Origin of the sequence: Riemerella anatipestifer, from assembly GCF_009670965.2 — a bacterium.
Lineage (GTDB): Bacteria > Bacteroidota > Bacteroidia > Flavobacteriales > Weeksellaceae > Riemerella > Riemerella anatipestifer_B.
On the sequence record NZ_CP073239.1, the window covers coordinates 1,133,811 to 1,154,208 of the forward strand.

The window sequence follows — 20,398 nt, forward strand, 5'->3', positions numbered from 1 at the left end:
AGAGATTTTAAAAAGGTTATCCATTAAAATTCTTCTCAAACAAATAATACAGCTAAAAAGATAACATTATGGCAAAAAAAGTATATGTAAATTTTAATGACCCTAGGATGGGTGATCTAATGGAAGAGTATTTAATACGAAATCCTCATCTTCTTGATAAAAAAACTAAAAGAAATGCATATGAGGAATTACAGAAGAAGTCCAAAACACAGACTTTAACACAAGAAGAGCTACAGTTTATAAAAATTTTTGAAGAGGAAATTGAAGCTGATAGAATAGAAGCGGAAAATAAAAAAGCAGAAGCCCAGCATAAACAAAAAATTGAACTTCAAAATCCCAAAAATGAAGTACTACCAAAACCAAATGTGCAACAGAGCACAAGTGTTTTTTCTATGCAGAGCAAAAGTTATGAAAAAATTGGAGAAGCTGTGAAAAATAGTTTGATAATATCAACTATATTATTGCTACTATTTATGTTATGGAAATTATTAAAATATAAAAAGCAAAGTAAAAATAAGTAGTAACCCTGTTACTCTTATACTATAACCCCCATTTATTTAACCTACTATGGAGACTATTAAAGATACCCAAAAAAACAATAAATTAACTATACTACTTGGTATAATTATTCTGTTCCTTTCTATCTGCTTATTTCAAGTTAATAGAGAGAATAACAGATTAAAAAGACAAGTTTCAGCTTTAAATGGTGATGTTAAAAACCTTAACCAAGAGAATGATGAATTAGAAGAAAAGTATTATGAGTTGGAACAGGAAAGTGAAAATAGGTATTATGACTATTGAGATTTTTAGCAAAAAAATCTATAAAAATAGTTTGATAATATCAATTATATTATTGTTACTATTTATGTTATAGAAATTATTAAAATATAAAAAACTATGAGAAATAATATAATATTTAAATCTATTTTATTTTTAATCGTATTATTCAGTTTTTCTAGCTGTAAATATTTTAGCAATAAGAAAGATAAAAATAAAGAACTGGATAAAATTGTTGAACAAGTGATAAATGAATTAAAATTAGAACAGCTACAAGATTATAAGTTCTTATCCAGCTCTATTTATCATAAAACAAATATTCAACAAGACACCATAAATTTAGTGCTGAAAAACTATTTTGAGAGTTTTAGAGGTTATAAATTTAATGAAAAATCAAAAGAATTTACACACATTAAAAAGTTCAAGAAAAGTAAATCTTACTATACTTTTACAGAAGATTTAATAAGCAATTATAAACTAGAAGCTAAAAGCACTTATTTAATAGTAAATGAAATCTTATTTTTTGAAAATATTGAAAACAAAGATATTAAATCTATTAAATATGATATAGAAGATATTAAACAAGAACTAGAAGATTTATCAAAAGAGTAATGCAAGGAATAAATTCAGATATAGTAAAAATCATTCTATCCATATATAGGATTTACCTCAAAAGAATACAACATAATGAATGTATGGTTTAAATACTATTGAGTTTTGCAGTAAACTATTAGAAGAGTATTTGTAAAATTATGCACAACTATAAAAAGCTTAAAAAAACAGGTAACCCTATCCAAAAGTGATGACAAAAGAAAAAACAATTCTACTACAAATACAAAGAAGATATATAGTAAATGAAAAGGGAGCTTTACAACTTTCAGAATATGCAGAATATACCAAAGATAAAAAAGTAGTTTGCTATGTAAGTTATGATAGTGATAGTGAAAGCATTAGTGAAATAATGTTAGGGAATTATTTTAAAAAGAATGAAGATGTAATTCATTACAAAAGTGGAAATTATAATCATACTCATACATGCAGATATAATAATGATGGAAGTCTAAAAGAAGAAATATTTACTGATTATGATAAAGAAAGAACAGTTACTAAATATTATTACAACTCTAAAAATCAACTTATAAGAGTATATAAAGAAAATGCCAATAAAGAGTGTGTTTCAGATACAACATATAGGTATGATGAAAATGATAACTGTATTTTCCAAGAAATCACAGATATTTTAGGTAATAAGAAAATTTCAAGCTCCTATAATGATTCAAATCAAAAGATAAAAGAAATTGTCACTACAGATAATGGTGAAGATACAGAAGATAGGTTTTACACAACTGTAACAGAATTTTTCTATTCCAATGGAACTTTAGTAAAATCTATATTAAAATCTTCTCATTTCAATATTTATAAAGGTTACAATGAGAAAGGTCATGAAATTTATTATAACATATTCTATACTTACAAAACTTCAGATAATATCCTTCAAACTTGTGAATATATTTATGATGAGAGAGGCAACATTGTAGATGAAAAAATTTGGAAGAACAATATTTTAAATAGGAGGGTTACTCGAACTTTTAATACAAATAATGATATTGTTGAAATAGTTTTCCATGATGAAAAAGAAATAACTCACATTGAAAAATGGGAATATATTTATGAAGAGGAGGAAAAAATAAGTAAATAGAACTTGAATATATATGTAATAAGCGAGTATAATTTTAATAAATAAAAAATGAAAATACTTTTAATTTTATCTTTTATTCTATTCCAATTACCACTAGCATTCTATGGTGACACTATGAGGAGGCTAAACAGAATGAAATATTACAACGCATTGAAAGCAGATAATTATATTTTTGAGAATGGAGATATTAGTGAAAATAAATATATGAGTTTAAACCTCTTAAGCTCTTGGATATTATCCTTGTTCCCTTTAATTGGTGGATTGAACATACATTGGTTACTTGCTATTGTAATAGCTGTGATTTCCTCACAGCTTATAGTGCCATTCATTGCATTCTCTTTGTATCCATTTAATACTATTTATAGCATTAGAAAATTAAAACTTATAGCAACTATTTATCCTATTTTGGGGTTTATTCTCTACTTTATTGCTAAATAATTAGTTATCTTGCATTTATGATTAAATTTATCTTATCAATATTTTTAATGCTGTGTTTGTTTGATATGCCCTATGGGTATTATCAATTAGTAAGATTTATTGCTCTAATATGTTTTTCTATGTTAGCTTATCAATATAAAAACAACCATACCTTGCTTGTTATTTTTATTAGTTTGGCTTTATTATTTCAACCATTTATAAAAATTGCACTAGGAAGAACTCTATGGAATATTATAGATGTTGTGGTAGCTATTTTTTTATTGATACTCTTAAAAGTGGAGCATAAAGATGAAAAATAAATTCTACGAAGGCAATATAGAAAATAATATAACCACTCAAATTAGAGTGGTTTTTTTATATCAAAATCTATGGAAAATTTTAATTTACCTTTTGTATTAAGACAAGATTATGAAACTTGGGAATTTAAGCTAGAAGTTTTAGATATAGAAAGAATACCTAACTATGATAGCTATCTGTATATAGGAGAAGCAAAGGAGTTTCTCAATCAAAAGCCTAATAAAGCTGAATTAATATTCTACTGGGATAGACTAGAAGCTGTCATCTTGACTTTCTTTCATATTGGAATAGATGCTATTGAGGAGATTAAAAACACTCTAAAATGCAAGTATTCCCTTGCTACCTATGAGGTGCATCTCAATTATGATTTATATGAATATTATGCAGGAGAAATACAACTATTTCTATTTTTAAAGAAACCTAATAGCTTACTTGTAATCTATGGCAATTCATCTTCTTTAGAAGAAATAAAATCTAATGTTCTAGAAGAAATTTCAGACTAAAAGGCATACTTTTAGGCATACCCTAATTCAGAAAAAAATGAAAGACATTAAATATCAAAATGTAAAAATATAAAGTTCGAGCCCAGCAGGAGGAGCAAAAAGACTTACAGAAATGTAGGTCTTTTTTGTTTTATACTGATTTTAAAGTATTTGAGTACTATATTCTGCTATTCTATTTATTTACAACATTTGATTTTTCACAACTAAAAGCCTTATAAAAGGCTAACATTTGGGTTGCAACTTTTTTTACTTGGGTTGCAACATTTATAACATCTAAAATCACAGCAATGAATACAGATATTTTAAAAATATTATTTGTAATTTCAGCTTCAAGAATAAATAAGTAGGGATTAGCTCCATTAAATTGTAGAATTACCTACAATTTAGAAAGGAAACCTTTTGCAACAGGGTTATTCATAAATCCTGATAACTGGAATTCTAAAAAACAAAAAGCATTTCCCCCCAATGAAGAAAACAACTTTATCAATACACAATTAAGCCTGATTAAGAACAATATTAATCAGGCTTTTTTATTCCTTCAAGTTAAGGAAGAAAAATTTGATGTAAATGACATCTATACACAATATAAAGGAGAAACTTTAGCTAGAGAATATGGTGTGTTAGAATATTATGAAATATATCTTGAGAAACTGAAAAAACTTATAGATGTAGAGATTAAAAAGCAGACTTGGGATAAATTCAGCTATATCAGAGATGATGTAAAAGAGTTCATAAAATTTCATTACAAAAAATCTGATATTAAACTAAAAGATTTAGATTTTAACTTTATTACAGAGTTTGAATATTACTCTAAGACTGAATTAAAGCATCAGCAGGTTACTATTAACAAGTCTTTACAGAGATTTAAAAAAGTAGTTAAACAGGCTGTTATTCAGAAATATTTAGAATCTAATCCTTTTGAAGAACATAATCCAGTAAAGTATTATTGATAGAGGAGTGAATAAATAAAAATCTCATAGTAATGTGAGATTTTTATTTTAAAGTGGGTTCTGAGGGATTCGAACCCCCGACCCTCTGGGTGTAAACCAGATGCTCTGAACCAACTGAGCTAAGAACCCTTTTGGTGGGCGGTGAGGGATTCGAACCCCCGACCCTCTGGGTGTAAACCAGATGCTCTGAACCAACTGAGCTAACCGCCCCAAATTTCTCATTTGAGTGGTGCAAATATACGAGTTATTTATTAACTGGCAAATTTTTTTCTAAAAAATCTCCTACAACAAAGTTACTTCCACCAATAAAAATCATCTCATCTGCTTTACATAGGTGTTTTGCAGCATTGTAGCCTTCATTTACATCGTCAAAAATTTGATAGTTTAAACCCTTGTTTTGGATTAAATTCTCGTAGTTTTTGGGGTGAAGTCCTCTGTTTATTTGAGGTTTTACAAAGTAATAATAGTCTTTTGGTGAGGTTAAATCAAATACAGGCTCTATTTTTTTATCATTTACAAAGCCTATTACAATATGTTTTTTCTTTGGAATGGCATTCAGTTGTTTAAAAACTTCGGTTAAACCAGCGTGGTTGTGTCCTGTGTCGCAGATGACGAGTGGATTTTTAGAAATCTCAAACCACCGCCCCATAAATTTGGTGTTATTATGCACATTAAGTAGTCCATTCTCAATAGATTGGTCAGAAATTTGGAAGCCTAATTTTTTTAATTCTTGTATAATCCCTATCACAACACGAATGTTTTTCTTTTGGTAGTCTCCTTTTAAATCAGTTTTGTATGGTGTTGCTATGGAAGTGGTGTCTATGAAATTGGCCTCCTTGGATTGTGCATTTTCTTGTATTACTTTTTTTATTTCTGGTTGTTCTTCGCCGCAGATGATGGTGGTTTTTGGCTTAATGATTCCAGCTTTTTCTGTAGCGATTTCTTCCAATGTTTCTCCTAGAATATTTTGGTGGTCTAGTGCAATGTTGGTGATGGCGGACACTAAAGGAGATATAATGTTCGTAGCATCTAATCGTCCTCCGAGACCGACTTCTATAATGGCAAAATCTACCTTTTGTTCATAAAAATATTGAAATGCCATTATGGTGGTAAATTCAAAAAAGGAAGGTTTGATATCCTTATGTAGATTTTTCAGTTTATTGATGAAATTAAAAACGAAATCTTTGTTTGCGTTGGTACCGTTTACTTTTATTCTTTCTGTGAACTCTATAAGGTGCGGAGAGTTGTAAAGCCCCACTTTGTACCCCTGTTCTTGAAGTATGGAAGCTAACATATTGCTCGTAGAGCCTTTGCCATTAGTTCCACCTATGTGTATTGTTTTTAATTTGTTTTGAGGGTTTCCAAAAAAATCGCAAAGTTTTTTTATGTTATCTAGTCCTGGTTTGTAGGCTTTTTGTCCATCTATTTGGTAGTTGGGCATTTGTGTAAACAGCCACTCCAAAGCACTTTGATATTCTTCTGTATTGAACATGATTTATTTTTATCCAAAGATAAACATTTTATACTTTTGCGATTGACTTAAAAGTGAGAGTATGGTTTTAAAAAGTTTGAAAAATCTATTTAAAAAATCTAGGATTAACTCTGAAAGTGAAAATAATATAACTTTAGAAAGTTTTAAAGCTCTTCCTGATATTGTACGATTTATGGAGGAGTCTGACCGCCATTGGCAGCAAAGTGTAGAACCTGATTCATCTCAATTCAAATCGGATATATTGTTGGAACACCTCAATTATCCTTCGTCTTTTACAAGTGGTGATCCAGAATATGATAAAGCAAGTCTAAAAAAGATAAAAGCTAAAAATATATTTGAGCCATATGAGAAAACATTTTTAGAGCCTTTTGATATTGGCTGTTTGTCGGATGAGGATAAAAATAATAATGTTGAATATAGTTTGATTGTAATGCATTGTACTATTCCACCAGTTGGAAAGTTCAAAAAGCATTTTACAGCACAAAATCTGATGTTTTTTCTAATTCCATCGTATTATGAAGACGGAACGATGAAGGTAACTGTTTTTTACCATGTAGAGCAGTGTCTTTCTACACTTGAAACAATTACTCATGCTAAAGTTCTTGTTGAGGATACTCAAGATGAATATGAAAAACACTACATTAAATTTTTCACTGAGGCTATAGAAATTGTTTGTAATGAGTTTGAGATTGTTACAGAGAAAAACCAAGGGAAATTTGTAAAATCAGTAGAAGAAGCTCCAGAAAAACTGCTGGAAGAATTTATAGAAATTGTTGGTGTGAAGGGCTTTCGGAGTGAAGAGGAAATTCAGGTGTTTAAACAAAACTGGCATTTAATTCAAGAAAACCCAGAAGAATACAAAGAGATGCTTGTGGAGGAAGGTTATTTTGATGAGGATTCTGAGGTGGATATACCTTATTTTACTCAACATTTGTTATCTGAGTTATTATTGACTTTCGATTCCGATTGGAAAGTGGATTATGATGATTTAAGAGGGTTTATTTCCGAAAAAATACAGCAAGAGTTTGTTATTAAGGATAAAGAAATGTGGCAGATTGTAGAGGAAATGGAAAAAGAATCTGACTTCACAGCGTTAAATATTGATACACAGATGGATAGTTATTTGCTTTTTATTTGTAAGAAGTCAGAAAAAGAGAGAGTTTTGGAAATTGCAAGAAAGTTAGATTTTCCTATTGAATCTCACTTTTAGTAAAAGATAAATGAAATTTATAGAACGGATATAAAACTTGGTTAAATATGTTTTGAAATAAAGTATTTTAGCTTTTATTTCAATAAGTTGGGTGTATTATGTTTTGTGATGTGATAAAAAAACTGTACCTTTGCAGAGGATTTGCGGGAAATAATGGAAAGGCTTCGAAAGAAAGCCTTTTTTCGTAGTCCTACTATTCGAGGTTTAACAAACAAGAGTATGAGTATAAAAGCACAGGTGGAAACACTACTTAACGATTTCCTTTCAGAGAGAGAAGATTTATTTTTAATAGATCTTAAAGTGTCGGCGGGAGATGATGTGGTAGTTATTTTAGATGGAGATAATGGAGTTACCTTGCAAGATTGTCTAGATGCAAGTAGAGCTATAGAGTTTAATATGGATAGAGAAGAGCATGACTTTAGCCTTCAGGTGATGTCGGCAGGACTCAGCGAACCATTGACTCAAATAAGACAGTTTAGAAAAAACATAGGTAGAGATTTGGACATTCTGCTGAATGACTCTTCTAAAATAGAAGGAGAATTGACTAGAGTGGAAGAGGATAAAATAGTTTTAATCTTACGCTACCGTAAACCTAAGGAAATAGGTAGAGGTAAGATAGATGTAGAGGAGGAGAAAGAAATTTTACTTTCAGATATAAAAAAAGCTTTAGTAGCTATTAAGTTTTAGTGTGGTAAAATCAGTTTAATTGTAAATAATAAAGAAGTATATAGATGGATAATTTAGCTTTGATAGAAGCATTTGGGGATTTTAAAGAAGAGAAGAATATCAGTAAGATTGATTTGATGGCAATCATAGAAGATTCTCTTAAAACCCTTCTAAGGAAAAGATATGATTCTGATGATCATTTTGATGTGATTGTAAATCCAGATAAGGGAGATTTCCAGATTTTTCTTAATAAAACTATTGTAGAAGACCAAATGTCAGAAGATGATGATTTGGAAATAGAAATTTCGGAAGCTAGAAAAACAGATCCTACTTTTGAGGTGGGGGAAGAGTTTACTCAAGAAATTAAAGTATCTCAACTGGGGAGAAGAAATATCTTAACGCTTAAGCAAATTTTAGCAACTAAAATACAAGAGCATCACAATGCTTATCTATATGAGCAATTCAAGGATAGAATTGGAGAGATTATGGTGGGAGAAGTTCATCATATCCGTTTTAAGCATGTGATATTATTAGATGATGAGGGCAACGAATATATTTTGCCAAAAGATAAGCAGATACCTTCAGATTTCTTTAGAAAAGGAGATAATGTGAGAGCTGTGATAGAAAGTGTTGATTTTAAGGGAAGCAAGCCTCAAATTACAATTTCTAGAATATCACCTAAGTTCTTAGAAAGATTGTTAGAATTAGAAATTCCAGAAATTCAAGATGGAACTATTATTCTTAAAAAAGTGGTAAGAATACCTGGTGAAAAAGCTAAAATTGCCGTAGATGCATACGATGATAGAATAGATCCAGTAGGGGCGTGTGTAGGCGTTAAAGGTTCTAGAATACACGGTGTGGTAAGAGAGCTTAGAAATGAAAATATAGATGTTATCCAATGGTCTAAAAATCCAGAAATATTGGTTAAGAGAGCTTTGGGTAATGTTACGATAAACAAGATAGACATCAATGCAGAGGAGTCAAAAGCATTGGTATACACGCCCTCTGAAGAAATTGCTAAAATCATAGGTAAGCAAGGTCAGAATATTAAATTGGCATCGTGGCTTTCTGATTATGAAATAGATGTTTATAGAGAGGCTCACGAAGACGATGATGTAGAACTAGACGAATTTAGTGATGAAATTGAAGATTGGGTAATAGAGATATTCAAAAAAGTTGGTTTAGATACGGCTAAGAGTATTATAGATAAGGACACAGAGGCTTTAGTTCGTTTGACTGATTTAGAAGAAGAAACGATAGAGGAAGTTAAAAGAATTTTAGCAGAAGAGTTTGACTAATAGGAAAATACTTTGCAAAATTGAAAACTAGGATGAAGGTAAACTTCGTTAAACAATAAATAACTTATAAAATTAAAAAAGCGAAATAACGCTAGTGTTATTAGCAAATATTAAATACATTATGCCAAAAAATATTAGATTAAATAAAGCAATTAAGGAATTTAATATCTCGGTATCTAGAGCGGTAGAATTTCTAAAAGCCAAAGATATAGAGATAGATAGTAATCCCAATGCTCTATTGGCACCAGAGGCATATTCTGCATTGGAAGCAGAGTTCAAAAGAGATGGAGAGCAAAAAAAGGCTTCTAGTGAGGTGGTAATTTCTAAAGTTCCAGAAGAAAAAATAGAACTAAAAGAAGAAAAAGCCCCTGAGGTTATAAGAGCCAAATCTTCTGAAAAACTTGAACCTAAAGTTTTAGGCAAAATAGACTTGGGGCAAGATAAAGTAGAAGAAAAAAAGGCTGCTGAGGTTAAAGAAGAGCCTGTAGTTGAGGTAGAAAAGAATGAAGAGCTTATAAAATCTGAGACTGAAGTTCAGAAAACAGAGCTGAAAGTTTTGGACAAGATAGACTTGAGCCAGATAGAATCTTCTAGACCTAGACCTTCTAAAAAATCAGAAGGTAAGAAAGAAAAAGTGGTGGCTAAAAAAGAGGAAAAGCCTGTGGTTAATGAAGAGGAAGTATCTGTCGTTAAAAAGGAAGAAATAGTTCCACCTAAAAAAGAGGAAGAGCTTAAAAAAGAAGAAACTGCTACGGAAGAACCTCAAAAAATTGAAACTAATTATCAAAAATTAGAGGGGCCTAAAATTTTAAAACAAACCGTAGATTTATCTCAGTTTGATCGTCCTAAGAAAAAGAAGAGAAAAAGAATTACTAAGGCTACAGATGCTAAGCCCGCTCAAGGACAAAATAAAGAGCAGGATAATAAAACTAGAGGTAATAATACTGGTGGTGCTCGTCCTGATAATAAGGGAAGCCGTGGAGGAAAGAAGAAGAGAGGAGAGAAAACAATGCCAGTGGAGCTTACTGAAGAGCAAGTGAAAAATCAAATTAAGGAAACTTTAGAGAAACTAACCAATAAAGGTGGTAAATCTAAATCTGCTAAATATAGAAAGGAGAAGAGAACTCAACGTAGAGAGCAAGATGCAGAGCAGCAAGAGTTGGAAGCAAAAGACAGAACGCTTAAAGTAACCGAGTTTATTACGGTGAATGAGTTGGCTAGTCTTATGGATGTATCGCCAATGGAAGTAATATCAGCTTGTTTTGCTTTAGGAGTAATGGTAACAATGAACCAAAGATTAGAGGCAGATACACTAACATTAGTCGCGGAAGAGTTTGGTTTTGATATTGTTTTTGCCGATGCAGAACTTACAGATGATAATGCAGAAGAGGAAGAAGATACAGAAGAAGATTTAGTTCACAGAGCACCTATCGTAACGGTAATGGGGCACGTGGACCACGGTAAAACTTCGTTACTCGACTATATAAGAAAAACCAATGTTATTGCTGGGGAGTCTGGAGGTATCACGCAGCATATAGGAGCTTACAATGTTAAGTTAGAAAATGGAGAACGCATTACATTCTTAGATACGCCAGGACACGAAGCCTTTACAGCGATGAGAGCTAGGGGGGCTCAAGTTACTGATATTGCTATTATCGTAATTGCGGCGGACGACGATGTGATGCCACAAACAAAAGAGGCGATATCTCATGCACAGGCAGCAGGAGTACCTATGATTATTGCGATTAACAAAGTGGATAAACCAAATGCTAATCCAGATAAAATTAGAGAGCAGTTATCTCAATTAAATATATTGGTAGAAGAATGGGGTGGTAATGTACAATCTCAAGAAATATCTGCTAAGTTTGGTAATAATGTAGATTTGCTTTTAGAAAAAGTATTGATACAAGCAGAACTTCTAGAACTTAAAGCTAATCCTAATAGGCGTTCTAATGGGGTTGTTATAGAGGCGGCTTTGGACAAGGGTAGAGGGTATGTGGCTACAATGTTAGTTCAAGCAGGTACGCTTAAAGTGGGAGATTATGTCTTAGCTGGTAAAAACCACGGTAAGGTAAAGGCGATGTTAGACGAGAGAGGTAATAATATGGAAGAGGCTGGACCTTCTATCCCTGTAACTATTTTAGGTTTAGATGGAGCACCTACTGCAGGAGATAAGTTTAAAGTTTATGAAGATGAAAGAGAAGCTAAAAACTTGGCGAATAAGAGAGAACAGCTTCACAGAGAGCAGTCTATTAGAACTAAAAAGCATTTAACATTAGATGAGATAGGAAGACGTATCGCTTTAGGTGACTTTAAAGAGCTTAATATTATCCTTAAAGGTGATGTAGATGGTTCTGTGGAAGCACTATCTGATATGTTGCAAAAGCTATCTACAGAAGAAATTCAAATCAATATACTACACAAAGGAGTTGGTCAAATTACGGAGAGTGATATCTTATTGGCAACAGCTTCGGATGCTATAGTTATTGGCTTTAATGTAAGAGCGGGAGCAAATGCGAAAGATTTAGCTGATAAAGAAGAGATAGAAATAAGAACTTACTCTGTTATTTATGATGCAATAGACGATGTTAAGGAAGCTATGGAAGGAATGCTTTCTCCTGAAATTAAAGAACAAGTAGTGGGTAATGTTGAAATTAGAGAAGTGTTTAAGATTTCTAAAGTAGGCTCTATTGCAGGGTGTATGGTACTTACAGGTAAAGTTACTAGAAACTCTAAGATAAGACTTTTAAGAGATGGTATAGTTAAGTTTGATGGTGAGCTTGAAAGTTTAAAACGCTTTAAAGACGACGTGAAAGAGGTTTCTAAAGGCTACGAATGTGGACTTAATCTTAAAGGATATAATGATATAGAGGTTGGAGATGTTTTAGAAGTTTATGAACAAGTAAGCGTTAAGAAAAAACTGAAGTAATCATTGTAGTTTTATCTTATAATTTTATAAAAATAGACTCGATAAGTATTTATCGGGTTTATTTTTATTTAGAGTGGTTATAAATTAAAAATAACAGTCTATTGCGATAGTAGCTATATTTTGATTTTAAGTTATTGATTATCAGTGAATAATTAGGGTGATTTTATTATATGGCTTAAAAATACTCTCGTTTTTTGATGAAAATATATAGATGTTTTAGATGATAAATGCTGAAAAACACTTATTTACTTGCAAATATTAAGAATTATTAACATCTTTGCAGGGTATAATATTAAATTTTGTTAATATATGAATGTAAAATTAAGGGTGCTTACTGCTGGAGCTGTTTTCTTCATAGGAGCTCAAAGTGTAGTGGCACAAAAAGTAAAGAAGGACTCTGTCAAGGAAATAGAGGAGGTAGTAATGGTTGGTTTTGGTCAAAAGAAAGCGGTTAAAGAATTAACAGGGGCAGTAGGTAAAGTGGGTAAAGATATTGCTAACATGTCTTCTGGCTCTATTGATAAGGCGATGTCTGGTAGAGTAGCTGGTGTACAGATGGGTATGTCTACTGGGCAGCCAGGAGGAGCGGCCAATATAAGAATTAGGGGTATGGCTTCTGTGAATGGGAGAAATAACCCAATCATAATTATTGATGGAGTAAGGGTAGCACAGGGAGATTTAACTGTAAATACCACTACGGCAAATATACTTGCTAACTTGAATGAAGCTGATATAGAGAATGTAACTGTACTTAAAGATGCTGTTTCTACGGCAGTTTATGGAGCAGATGCAGGGGCAGGGGTTGTGATTATTACTACAAAGTCGGGAAGAAAAGGGCAGGCAAGGTTTAACTTTTCTTCAGAGACAGGTGTTTCATATAGAGCTGTAACGGGACATGAAGGTTTATCTACATCGGAGTGGAGAGGTCTATTGACACAGGGAATTGCGAACAGATACAATGTTTCGTTAGATGTAGCATCTAAAAATGCTATTGCGGGGGTATATGGTGCGACCTTGAAAAATATCTTTAATACTAATGTTAGCACTGACTGGAGAAAGGCTACAGAAAGAGTTGGAGGTGCGATGTTGCAAAGAACGAACCTTTCCGTATCAGGTGGTAATGATAGATTAACATATTATACATCGTTAGGCTATTTTGATCAAGATGGGGTGGCGAAAGCTTCTTCATTTAAGAGGATATCTAGTAGTTCTAGAGTTAACTATAAGGCGACAGATAGATTAACAATTTCATCTGATTTACAGGCTTCCTTAGGAAAGACATCAACATTAGCACAGGGGGGGGCTTTTGCTAACCCTATCTTAGGGCAATATTTTTTAAGACCTTCTGATGCACTTTTAAATAGTGATGGAGCTTATAATTTAGGTAGTTACGGACGATTGTCAAATGGTTTATTCAATGTTGCTGCTTTGCAGAATTTGAATTACATAAACGCTTCTACAGTTAGGATTTTCGCAAATTTGCAAACTGACTATAAACTGGCAAAGAATCTTACGTATAGATTTGTTTTTGCTCCAGAGTATATAAACATAGAAGAGGATGATTATAGGTCGCCACTTCATGGAGATGGATACAATTTAGGTGGATCTTTGCTAAGTAATGCAACTAGATATTTTAACTTTAATATACAGAACATATTGTCCTATGATTTTAAATTAAATAGGAATAGTTTTTCTGCTAGTTTAATACAGGAAGCTTATAGAGAGGATAGAAAACGCTTGGGAGCAACAGCCGATGTAGTAGGGACTTCTAATCTTCAGACTTTGGATAGTTTTATTATCCCTAGAAGTGCGAGGGGGTCAAAAAGAGTAAATTCTAGGGGAGGATATGCTGCTACATTGCATTATGATTATGATAAATTATTCTTATTGGATTTGTCTGGTAGACAGGATAAAGTTTCAAATTTTTGGTTGGAAAATAGAACTGGGTACTTTTGGTCAGCAGGTGTAGGTTTAGATTTGGCTAGGCTTGAAGCATTAAAGAAAGTAAGAGCTATTTCTCAACTTAAGTTTTCTGCATCTTATGGTTCGGTAGGTAACTTACCAGGTGTTGATGTATCTCCTTACTATACATATTATTATGGTTCAAATTATGGAGACAGAGCAGGTGCTTCTCCTAGAGGAGTAGACAATAAAGATTTGAGGTGGGAGACTTTAAATCCTATGAATGTTGGATTTGATATGAGTTTATTCAATAATAGAATAACATTTGGGGCAGCTTATTACAATAAGACAACGAGAGATATGATATTTGATTTACCACTTTCTATGACTCAAGCGGGTTACAATATTATAGATAATGTTGCCTATGCTAGAAAGTATGTGAATGTAGGTTCTATGAGAAACTCTGGTTTTGAATTTACTCTAGGAGCTCAAATTGTAAAAAATGAGAACTTTAGTTGGTCTTTAAATGCTAATTTCAGTACTTTAGATAATAAAGTTTTAAAGTTGGCAGAAGGGAAAGATATTGTTTCTGGAACAAGAATAATGAGAGAAGGGGAAGTTGCAAGAGCGTTTTACTTGAGGAAGTGGGCTGGGGTAGACCCTGCTAATGGTGCTCCTTTGTGGTACAAAAATGGAGTAGATGGAGCAACAACTTCTAACTATAATGAAGCAAAAGAGGCGGTGCAAGGTAGTCCTTATGCTAAGTTTTTTGGAGGGTTAGATACACAACTTACTTACAAAGGGTTTAGTCTAGATGCACAGTTCAGCTATGGGTTTGGAAATAAGGTTTTTGATTACTGGACAAAATATTTAATGAGTGATGGACAGTATACTTCAACTTATCCTGGATATAGAGCTCAACTTGACTATTGGACTGTTGATAATAGAAATGCAAAGAATCCTGCTCCTATTTATGGAAATGGAAACTCAAAAGCGAATGAAGCTTCTACGAGATTTTTGTACAAGGGGGATTATGTAAGATTGAGAACTATAAAGTTGTCATATACATTTGATAAAAATATCTTGGGTAGTTCCAATTTAGGAGTGTCGGATATCCAACTTTATGTTTTAGGTAATAATGTTTGGACGCATACTTTTGATAAGGATTTCAAATTTGATCCTGATTTACAAATCGGGGGAGATGCAAACCTTACATTGCCTCCTATGAAGTCGTATAGTTTGGGTGTTAGTTTTAATTTCTAAAATCATAAATAATATAAAAAATGAAAAAAATAATATATAATGTGTCGCTATTGTTAGCTACAGGAGGTTGCGTTCTAACGTCTTGTAGTAGGGATTTTACAGAAACCCAGTTTTTTGAAGTGGAGAAAGCAGCTCCAATATCTACTGTGGAGCAGATGCGCTCCTTTGTTAATGGTATGTATGTTAAGATGAGATCTGGTAGCTACTTAGGTAGGGTGTATAAAGTTGTTGGTCAGATACATACAGATGAAACATACTGTACTCAACTTTCAGGAAGGAATGTTCCATTTGCTACTTACAATATGACTTCACAGGATGCTGATGCACGAGATGTGTGGTACGCTATCTACCAAGTAATAGGTAATGCTAATATAGTAATAGGCGCTTCAGGTAATAATTTGACTCTAGGGGGAAGTACATTAACCAATTCGGGAGCTGCAGAGGTGAAATACCTTGTTGGTCAGGCTTATGCAGTAAGAGCTCTTGCTTTTTTTGATTTACTAAGATTATATGGTCAGGAGTATTCATCTGGAAATCTTGGGGTTGTATTGCCTAAAGAGTATGATCCGAATGCTAAACAAGCTAGAGCAAGTGTAGATGAAACAAGAGCACAAATAGAAAGTGATTTCCGAATGGCGTTAAGCTATATGGGAGATAGTGGGAATAAAGCTGATAGAACATATTTGAATGGGAATTCTGTTAAAGCTCTTATGTCTAGATATTTTCTCTATAAAGGGGATTATGCGAGCGCTGCAAAATACGCTGAAGAAGTTATCAGTTCAGGTGTTTATTCTGTGGCGAAAGCGGGAGATTTGCAATTGTCTTTTTCAAAGGAGAATGCAGATAATAGTGTTTTTGAGTTGGCAGCAGGACTTAATGGGGCTTTAGGATTTAATGCTTACGATTATCTTATGAATTCTGAAGGATATGCTAATATAGCAGTGCTTCCAGAGGCGTTTTCTTCTTATGATAAGGATGATGTGAGACGTAATCTGATTGTAGAGACTGAAGGTGTGTACTTCTTAGATGGCAAGTACTCCAACATGAAGGGATCTAGTAACGTGAAAGTTGTTAGATATGAAGAGGTACTTTTAAATGCAGCTGAAGCACAAATAATGTTAGGAAACTCTTCTAAGGCTTTACAGTATTATAATATGATTGTAAAGGAAAGAAATTTATCTCCTCTGTCTGCTATTACATTGGCCGATGTTAAAAAAGAGAGAACTAAAGAGTTATTAGGTGAAGGTTTGAGGTATTGGGATTTGTTGAGATGGGGTAGTGTTATTCCATATTATAGTAAGGCGGGGGGAAGAGAAACAAAAGGTGATAAATCAGTGGGAGATTATCAATTAGCGTTTCCTATTCCTAGAGCTGAAACTTTAGTTACAGGATCTTTGGTGAAAGCGAATCCTGGTTATGATAATTAATATTTGTAGAGGATTCTACTTATAAGTATCTTTGTACCTCATAAAACTTTATGAGGTACATTTTTTTTATAGTAGTGTTATTGGTTTCTACTTGGTTAAAAGCACAAGAGAAATCGGGAGATAAAATAAAGCAAGATTCATTAGTTATAGATAGAGGAGGAAAAGATTCTGCTAAAGTCTTTATTCCTACTATTCAAGATTATAGATATAAGACACAGTTTGGGCAGTATCAAGTGTTTGATACGGTTTTTAGTATAGATAAATACCATCAATTTACCCAGTATAACAATAGAGATATTTTTGGTAAAGTGCCATTTGCTAATATAGGAGCAGGTTTTCAAGATTTAGTGTATTCCGTTAATTCAGAGCAGAACTTAACTCTTTTGCCAACTAATAAATCATACTTCATACAAGGTATTCAAGATATACACTATTATGATGTTAAAACGCCTACTACGGCTTTTGTTTACCATAATGGTGTTGGAAATGGGGGAACTCTAAAATCTACCTATACCCAAAATATTGGGAAGAATTTCAATTTTGCGTTAGATTATACGGGACTGAGGTCTCAAGGGTTTTATAGAAGAAGTTTGACCTCTAGTAATAATTTTACAGTTTCGGCACAGTTTCAGTCTAGAAATCAAAAATATCAAGCTTATGCCCACTTTACACACCAGAATGTTAATGCAGAAGAGTATGGAGGTATTGTAAGCTTGGATAATTTCCTTAACGATACCCGATTTAAAAATAGAAATAATCTTGAAGTCAATCTCACGGGTTCTGATTCTAGATTTTCATATAGAAGGTATTATTACAGTCACGAATTTCGTCCGTTTTCTTCGGAGCGTTTTCCGTTTAAGTTAAGGCATAGCATTTTTCATCAAGGTAATAAATATTACTTTAAACAATCTAGTGTAGAAAGTTATTTTCAGCAAAGAGGTGGCGGTGTATTAATAGAGATGCCTTTGGTGAATAAAAAATATTCTGAGAACTTAAGTAATACAATAAGTTTACTTTGGGATAATGAAAAATTTAAACTAGATGCAGGTATTAGGCATCAAAGTATCAGTTTAGGTACAGGTAATGCTCAGTTTGATATTTATAAGGAAAATAGACTAGGAGCGATTGGGAATTTAGACATCAACCTTTGGGATAAACTGAAGTTGCAGTCTTTCTTAGAAGTCTCTAGAGGTGCTGTTTTTGGAAATTATTTAAAAACAACCAATCATTTAAAGTTAGAACCTATTGAGGGCTATTTTTTAGATGCTAAAGCTAACTTTCAGTCGGTAGCACCAAGTTTTAACTATTTGGTAAATGCTTCACTTTATCCTAATTTTAATTATCAGTGGCAAGATTTCAAAAATCAAAATATTCTAGAAATTGGTGGAATTTTAGGCTTGAAATGGTTTGATGCAAAAGTATCAGCCAGTTATTTTAGGATAGACCAAATGGCTTATTTTAATGAGTTGTATCAGCCTAAGCAAAGTTCGGCTTCGGTTAATATTTCTCAGATTGGTGGAGAAGCTCTGTTTAAGTATGGTAAATTTAACTTTAATCCAAATCTTTTATTTCAGGCGGTTCTCAATAATAAAGATTTGTTGCCTTTGCCACATTTTGTAGGAAGGCTCAACTTCTATTATCAAACACCAGCCTTTAAAAAAGCGGCAGAATTACAGACGGGAATTCAGGTGTATTATTTTTCAAAGTTCAACTCTAGAGAATATGCTCCTGTGCTTAACGAATTTGTGTTGCCGTCTGCTTCTGCTCATAGTATAGGAGGGCAACCTATTGCTTCGGCTTATTTTAATATGAAAGTGAAAAGAATGCTTATCTATGCAGAAGCACAGCATTTTAATACTACATTTATGAAAAATAGGTCATATACAGCACCATATTTTCCTATTTCTGATTTTAGGCTTAATTTAGGTATAGTTTGGTATCTTTTTTACTAAATTTGAAGTATGAAAACGCTTATTCCATTTCAGGAGATAGATACAATCCCTAAGCTAATTAGGGATTTTTTAGATGATAAAATAGAGGATTTTAAACCGTATTCATTTAATATTACCAACATAGTTGATAAGATAGAGGCTAAATCCCAAACATTTTCTAATGAAAAAAGAGAAGTTTTAGTTAAAGTCATTCAAGAGCAATATGAAGGTATTGAGCTTTCTTCATCACAAAAGGAGAATTTGGAGGCTTTGCTAAAAGAAAATGCATTTACTATCACTACGGGACATCAGCTTAACTTGTTTACAGGACCTGTGTTTTTTATTTATAAAATTTTACAGACGATTAAGACCAGCATTTATCTTAGAGAGCAGTTTTCTGAAAAACATTTTGTTCCTATTTTTTGGATGGCTACAGAAGACCACGATTTTGATGAAATCAATCACTTTAGGACAGATGAAAATTACTACGAGATAGAAGGCGTACAAGGTGGAGCGGTTGGTAGAATTAAGGTGGAATCTAACACATTTTTAGAGCAATTTAAAAAGGAAATGGAGAGTTTCCCTTTTGGAAAAGAACTTGTTAGTTGGCTAGAGGAAGCTTATGGTTTAGGGCAGAGTTTATCGCAATCTATAAGAATTTTAGCTCAAAAATTATTTTCAGATTATGGACTTTTACTCATAGATGGCGATAATAAGGCTTTGAAATTGCAAATGACTTCCATCTTTAGAGAAGAACTTTTTTCTCAAAAACTTTATAACGAAACTAAACAAAGGATAGCATATTTATCGCAATCATACTCTAAAGTGCAGGTAAATCCTAGAGAAATCAACTTGTTTTACCTTACAGACAAACGTCAAAGGATAGAGCGAGATGGAGATTTATTTAGAGTGATAGACACCAAAAAGGTATTTACAGAGCTAGAGATGTTGGAGGAATTACAAAATTTCCCTGAAAGATTCAGTCCTAATGCCTTGATGAGACCTGTTTACCAGGAGACGATATTGCCTAATATCGCTTATATAGGGGGAAATGCAGAAGTAATGTATTGGCTAGAGCTGGTAGATTATTTTAGAAGTATAGGGTTAGAGTTTCCAGTTTTAATACCACGCCATTCATTCACTTTTATTGATGAAAAAACTTTTGCTAAAATTGATAAGTTAGGGTTTAATGTTAAGGACTTTTTCAATGATTATCAACGAGTGTTTGGAGAAAAACTCTTGAAAAAATCTACTTTATTACCTATTATTGATGAGAAAGAAAAATTGCTAAAGCAAGGTTTTGATGAATTGAAAGAAGAAGCTCAACAGACAGAAGTTACTTTCTTTAACCTTGTGGAAGCAGAACAGAAGCGTCAGCTAAAATCGTATCAAAAAATGAGAGCCCGCCTGTTAAAAGCAGAAAAGAAAAAAAATCAGGATTTGTTAGAACGATTGAATTTGCTAGCAGACAGGATAAATCCTAATGCCAAATGGCAGGAAAGACAATATAATTTTAGTATATTTTACAGAGGTTTAGGTAGAAAATGGTTGGATATCTGTTTAGAAGAAATGCCTGTGGATAAGTCGGTAATGTTAGTGTTAGCTATTTAATTGGA

Annotated in this window: 17 protein-coding genes, 2 tRNA genes and 1 pseudogene; 17 read left to right on the forward strand and 3 right to left on the reverse strand. The window is 32.6% G+C overall.

The features are described 5' to 3' along the window. Positions 1–68 precede the first annotated feature (68 nt). The 9 genes and pseudogenes from D1J36_RS05205 (at position 69) to D1J36_RS05245 (ending at position 4,664) form a co-directional block, all read left to right on the forward strand. Positions 69–521, forward strand: coding sequence for a hypothetical protein (locus D1J36_RS05205; protein WP_154137490.1), 453 nt, complete (start codon positions 69–71; stop codon positions 519–521). A gap of 46 nt (positions 522–567) precedes the next feature. Beyond that, the gene (locus D1J36_RS05210) at positions 568–801 is read left to right on the forward strand and encodes a hypothetical protein (protein WP_154137491.1); all 234 of its coding nucleotides are present in this window, start codon (positions 568–570) and stop codon (positions 799–801) included. 96 nt (positions 802–897) lie between these two features. Beyond that, positions 898–1,389, forward strand: a complete 492-nt coding sequence (locus tag D1J36_RS05215; RefSeq protein WP_154137492.1) for a hypothetical protein — start codon at positions 898–900, stop codon at positions 1,387–1,389. 190 nt (positions 1,390–1,579) lie between these two features. Continuing rightward, entirely contained in the window at positions 1,580–2,476 is an 897-nt protein-coding gene (locus D1J36_RS05220; protein WP_154137493.1) for a hypothetical protein, read from the forward strand. Positions 2,477–2,524: 48 nt separating this feature from the next. Continuing rightward, positions 2,525–2,914, forward strand: a complete 390-nt coding sequence (locus D1J36_RS05225; RefSeq protein WP_154137494.1) for a hypothetical protein — start codon at positions 2,525–2,527, stop codon at positions 2,912–2,914. 17 nt (positions 2,915–2,931) lie between these two features. Then, positions 2,932–3,213: a DUF6804 family protein gene (locus D1J36_RS05230; RefSeq protein ID WP_252339337.1), complete on the forward strand. Its 282-nt coding sequence runs from the start codon at positions 2,932–2,934 to the stop codon at positions 3,211–3,213. A gap of 69 nt (positions 3,214–3,282) precedes the next feature. Continuing rightward, complete coding sequence (locus D1J36_RS05235; RefSeq protein ID WP_154137495.1) at positions 3,283–3,714, forward strand: hypothetical protein; 432 nt, start codon at positions 3,283–3,285, stop codon at positions 3,712–3,714. Between the two features lie 371 nt (positions 3,715–4,085). Continuing rightward, positions 4,086–4,229, forward strand: a pseudogene (locus D1J36_RS05240) (Arm DNA-binding domain-containing protein); the annotation flags it as partial. Between the two features lie 102 nt (positions 4,230–4,331). Beyond that, positions 4,332–4,664 carry a phage integrase SAM-like domain-containing protein gene (locus tag D1J36_RS05245; RefSeq protein WP_252339339.1) on the forward strand — a complete coding sequence of 111 codons (333 nt, stop codon included), beginning with the start codon at positions 4,332–4,334 and terminating at the stop codon, positions 4,662–4,664. A gap of 54 nt (positions 4,665–4,718) precedes the next feature. Here D1J36_RS05245 and D1J36_RS05250 read toward each other — a convergent pair. The 3 genes from D1J36_RS05250 to D1J36_RS05260 all read right to left on the reverse strand — a co-directional run bounded on the left by D1J36_RS05250 (position 4,719) and on the right by D1J36_RS05260 (position 6,156). Beyond that, positions 4,719–4,793: transfer RNA gene (locus tag D1J36_RS05250), tRNA-Val, on the reverse strand. Positions 4,794–4,796: 3 nt separating this feature from the next. After that, a tRNA-Val gene (locus tag D1J36_RS05255) sits at positions 4,797–4,874 on the reverse strand. 34 nt (positions 4,875–4,908) lie between these two features. Next, positions 4,909–6,156 carry a bifunctional folylpolyglutamate synthase/dihydrofolate synthase gene (locus tag D1J36_RS05260; RefSeq protein WP_154137496.1) on the reverse strand — a complete coding sequence of 416 codons (1,248 nt, stop codon included), beginning with the start codon at positions 6,154–6,156 and terminating at the stop codon, positions 4,909–4,911. A gap of 61 nt (positions 6,157–6,217) precedes the next feature. Here D1J36_RS05260 and D1J36_RS05265 point away from each other — a divergent pair, with 61 nt between their 5' ends. The 8 genes from D1J36_RS05265 to bshC all read left to right on the forward strand — a co-directional run bounded on the left by D1J36_RS05265 (position 6,218) and on the right by bshC (position 20,393). After that, positions 6,218–7,366, forward strand: coding sequence for a DUF6630 family protein (locus D1J36_RS05265; protein WP_154137497.1), 1,149 nt, complete (start codon positions 6,218–6,220; stop codon positions 7,364–7,366). 219 nt (positions 7,367–7,585) lie between these two features. Further along, entirely contained in the window at positions 7,586–8,053 is a 468-nt protein-coding gene (rimP, locus tag D1J36_RS05270) for a ribosome assembly cofactor RimP (RefSeq protein ID WP_154137498.1), read from the forward strand. 44 nt (positions 8,054–8,097) lie between these two features. Continuing rightward, positions 8,098–9,330 (forward strand): transcription termination factor NusA, encoded by a 1,233-nt coding sequence (nusA, locus tag D1J36_RS05275; protein WP_154137499.1) that lies wholly within the window; start codon positions 8,098–8,100, stop codon positions 9,328–9,330. A 121-nt stretch (positions 9,331–9,451) separates the two neighbouring features. Further along, entirely contained in the window at positions 9,452–12,259 is a 2,808-nt protein-coding gene (gene infB / locus D1J36_RS05280) for a translation initiation factor IF-2 (RefSeq protein WP_154137500.1), read from the forward strand. A 309-nt stretch (positions 12,260–12,568) separates the two neighbouring features. Beyond that, the gene (locus tag D1J36_RS05285; protein ID WP_154137501.1) at positions 12,569–15,424 is read left to right on the forward strand and encodes a SusC/RagA family TonB-linked outer membrane protein; all 2,856 of its coding nucleotides are present in this window, start codon (positions 12,569–12,571) and stop codon (positions 15,422–15,424) included. A 20-nt stretch (positions 15,425–15,444) separates the two neighbouring features. Continuing rightward, positions 15,445–16,851 (forward strand): RagB/SusD family nutrient uptake outer membrane protein, encoded by a 1,407-nt coding sequence (locus D1J36_RS05290; RefSeq protein ID WP_154137502.1) that lies wholly within the window; start codon positions 15,445–15,447, stop codon positions 16,849–16,851. Between the two features lie 50 nt (positions 16,852–16,901). Beyond that, a complete protein-coding gene (locus D1J36_RS05295) occupies positions 16,902–18,803 on the forward strand; it encodes a putative porin (protein WP_154137503.1) in 1,902 nt (633 codons plus the stop codon). 9 nt (positions 18,804–18,812) lie between these two features. Beyond that, the gene (gene bshC, locus D1J36_RS05300; RefSeq protein WP_154137504.1) at positions 18,813–20,393 is read left to right on the forward strand and encodes a bacillithiol biosynthesis cysteine-adding enzyme BshC; all 1,581 of its coding nucleotides are present in this window, start codon (positions 18,813–18,815) and stop codon (positions 20,391–20,393) included. The last annotated feature ends 5 nt before the right edge of the window (positions 20,394–20,398 follow it).

What these genes read in the sequence shown, in the direction of transcription:
- D1J36_RS05220 (WP_154137493.1), top strand. Translation starts at nt 1,580, where the DNA reads ATGACAAAAGAAAAAACAATTCTACTACAAATACAAAGAAGATATATA.
- D1J36_RS05290 (WP_154137502.1), top strand. Translation starts at nt 15,445, where the DNA reads ATGAAAAAAATAATATATAATGTGTCGCTATTGTTAGCTACAGGAGGT.
- nusA (WP_154137499.1), top strand. Translation starts at nt 8,098, where the DNA reads ATGGATAATTTAGCTTTGATAGAAGCATTTGGGGATTTTAAAGAAGAG.
- D1J36_RS05235 (WP_154137495.1), top strand. Translation starts at nt 3,283, where the DNA reads ATGGAAAATTTTAATTTACCTTTTGTATTAAGACAAGATTATGAAACT.
- D1J36_RS05260 (WP_154137496.1), bottom strand. Translation starts at nt 6,156, where the DNA reads ATGTTCAATACAGAAGAATATCAAAGTGCTTTGGAGTGGCTGTTTACA.
- D1J36_RS05225 (WP_154137494.1), top strand. Translation starts at nt 2,525, where the DNA reads ATGAAAATACTTTTAATTTTATCTTTTATTCTATTCCAATTACCACTA.
- bshC (WP_154137504.1), top strand. Translation starts at nt 18,813, where the DNA reads ATGAAAACGCTTATTCCATTTCAGGAGATAGATACAATCCCTAAGCTA.
- D1J36_RS05230 (WP_252339337.1), top strand. Translation starts at nt 2,932, where the DNA reads ATGATTAAATTTATCTTATCAATATTTTTAATGCTGTGTTTGTTTGAT.
- D1J36_RS05215 (WP_154137492.1), top strand. Translation starts at nt 898, where the DNA reads ATGAGAAATAATATAATATTTAAATCTATTTTATTTTTAATCGTATTA.
- D1J36_RS05285 (WP_154137501.1), top strand. Translation starts at nt 12,569, where the DNA reads ATGAATGTAAAATTAAGGGTGCTTACTGCTGGAGCTGTTTTCTTCATA.
- rimP (WP_154137498.1), top strand. Translation starts at nt 7,586, where the DNA reads ATGAGTATAAAAGCACAGGTGGAAACACTACTTAACGATTTCCTTTCA.
- infB (WP_154137500.1), top strand. Translation starts at nt 9,452, where the DNA reads ATGCCAAAAAATATTAGATTAAATAAAGCAATTAAGGAATTTAATATC.
- D1J36_RS05265 (WP_154137497.1), top strand. Translation starts at nt 6,218, where the DNA reads ATGGTTTTAAAAAGTTTGAAAAATCTATTTAAAAAATCTAGGATTAAC.
- D1J36_RS05205 (WP_154137490.1), top strand. Translation starts at nt 69, where the DNA reads ATGGCAAAAAAAGTATATGTAAATTTTAATGACCCTAGGATGGGTGAT.
- D1J36_RS05210 (WP_154137491.1), top strand. Translation starts at nt 568, where the DNA reads ATGGAGACTATTAAAGATACCCAAAAAAACAATAAATTAACTATACTA.
- D1J36_RS05295 (WP_154137503.1), top strand. Translation starts at nt 16,902, where the DNA reads ATGAGGTACATTTTTTTTATAGTAGTGTTATTGGTTTCTACTTGGTTA.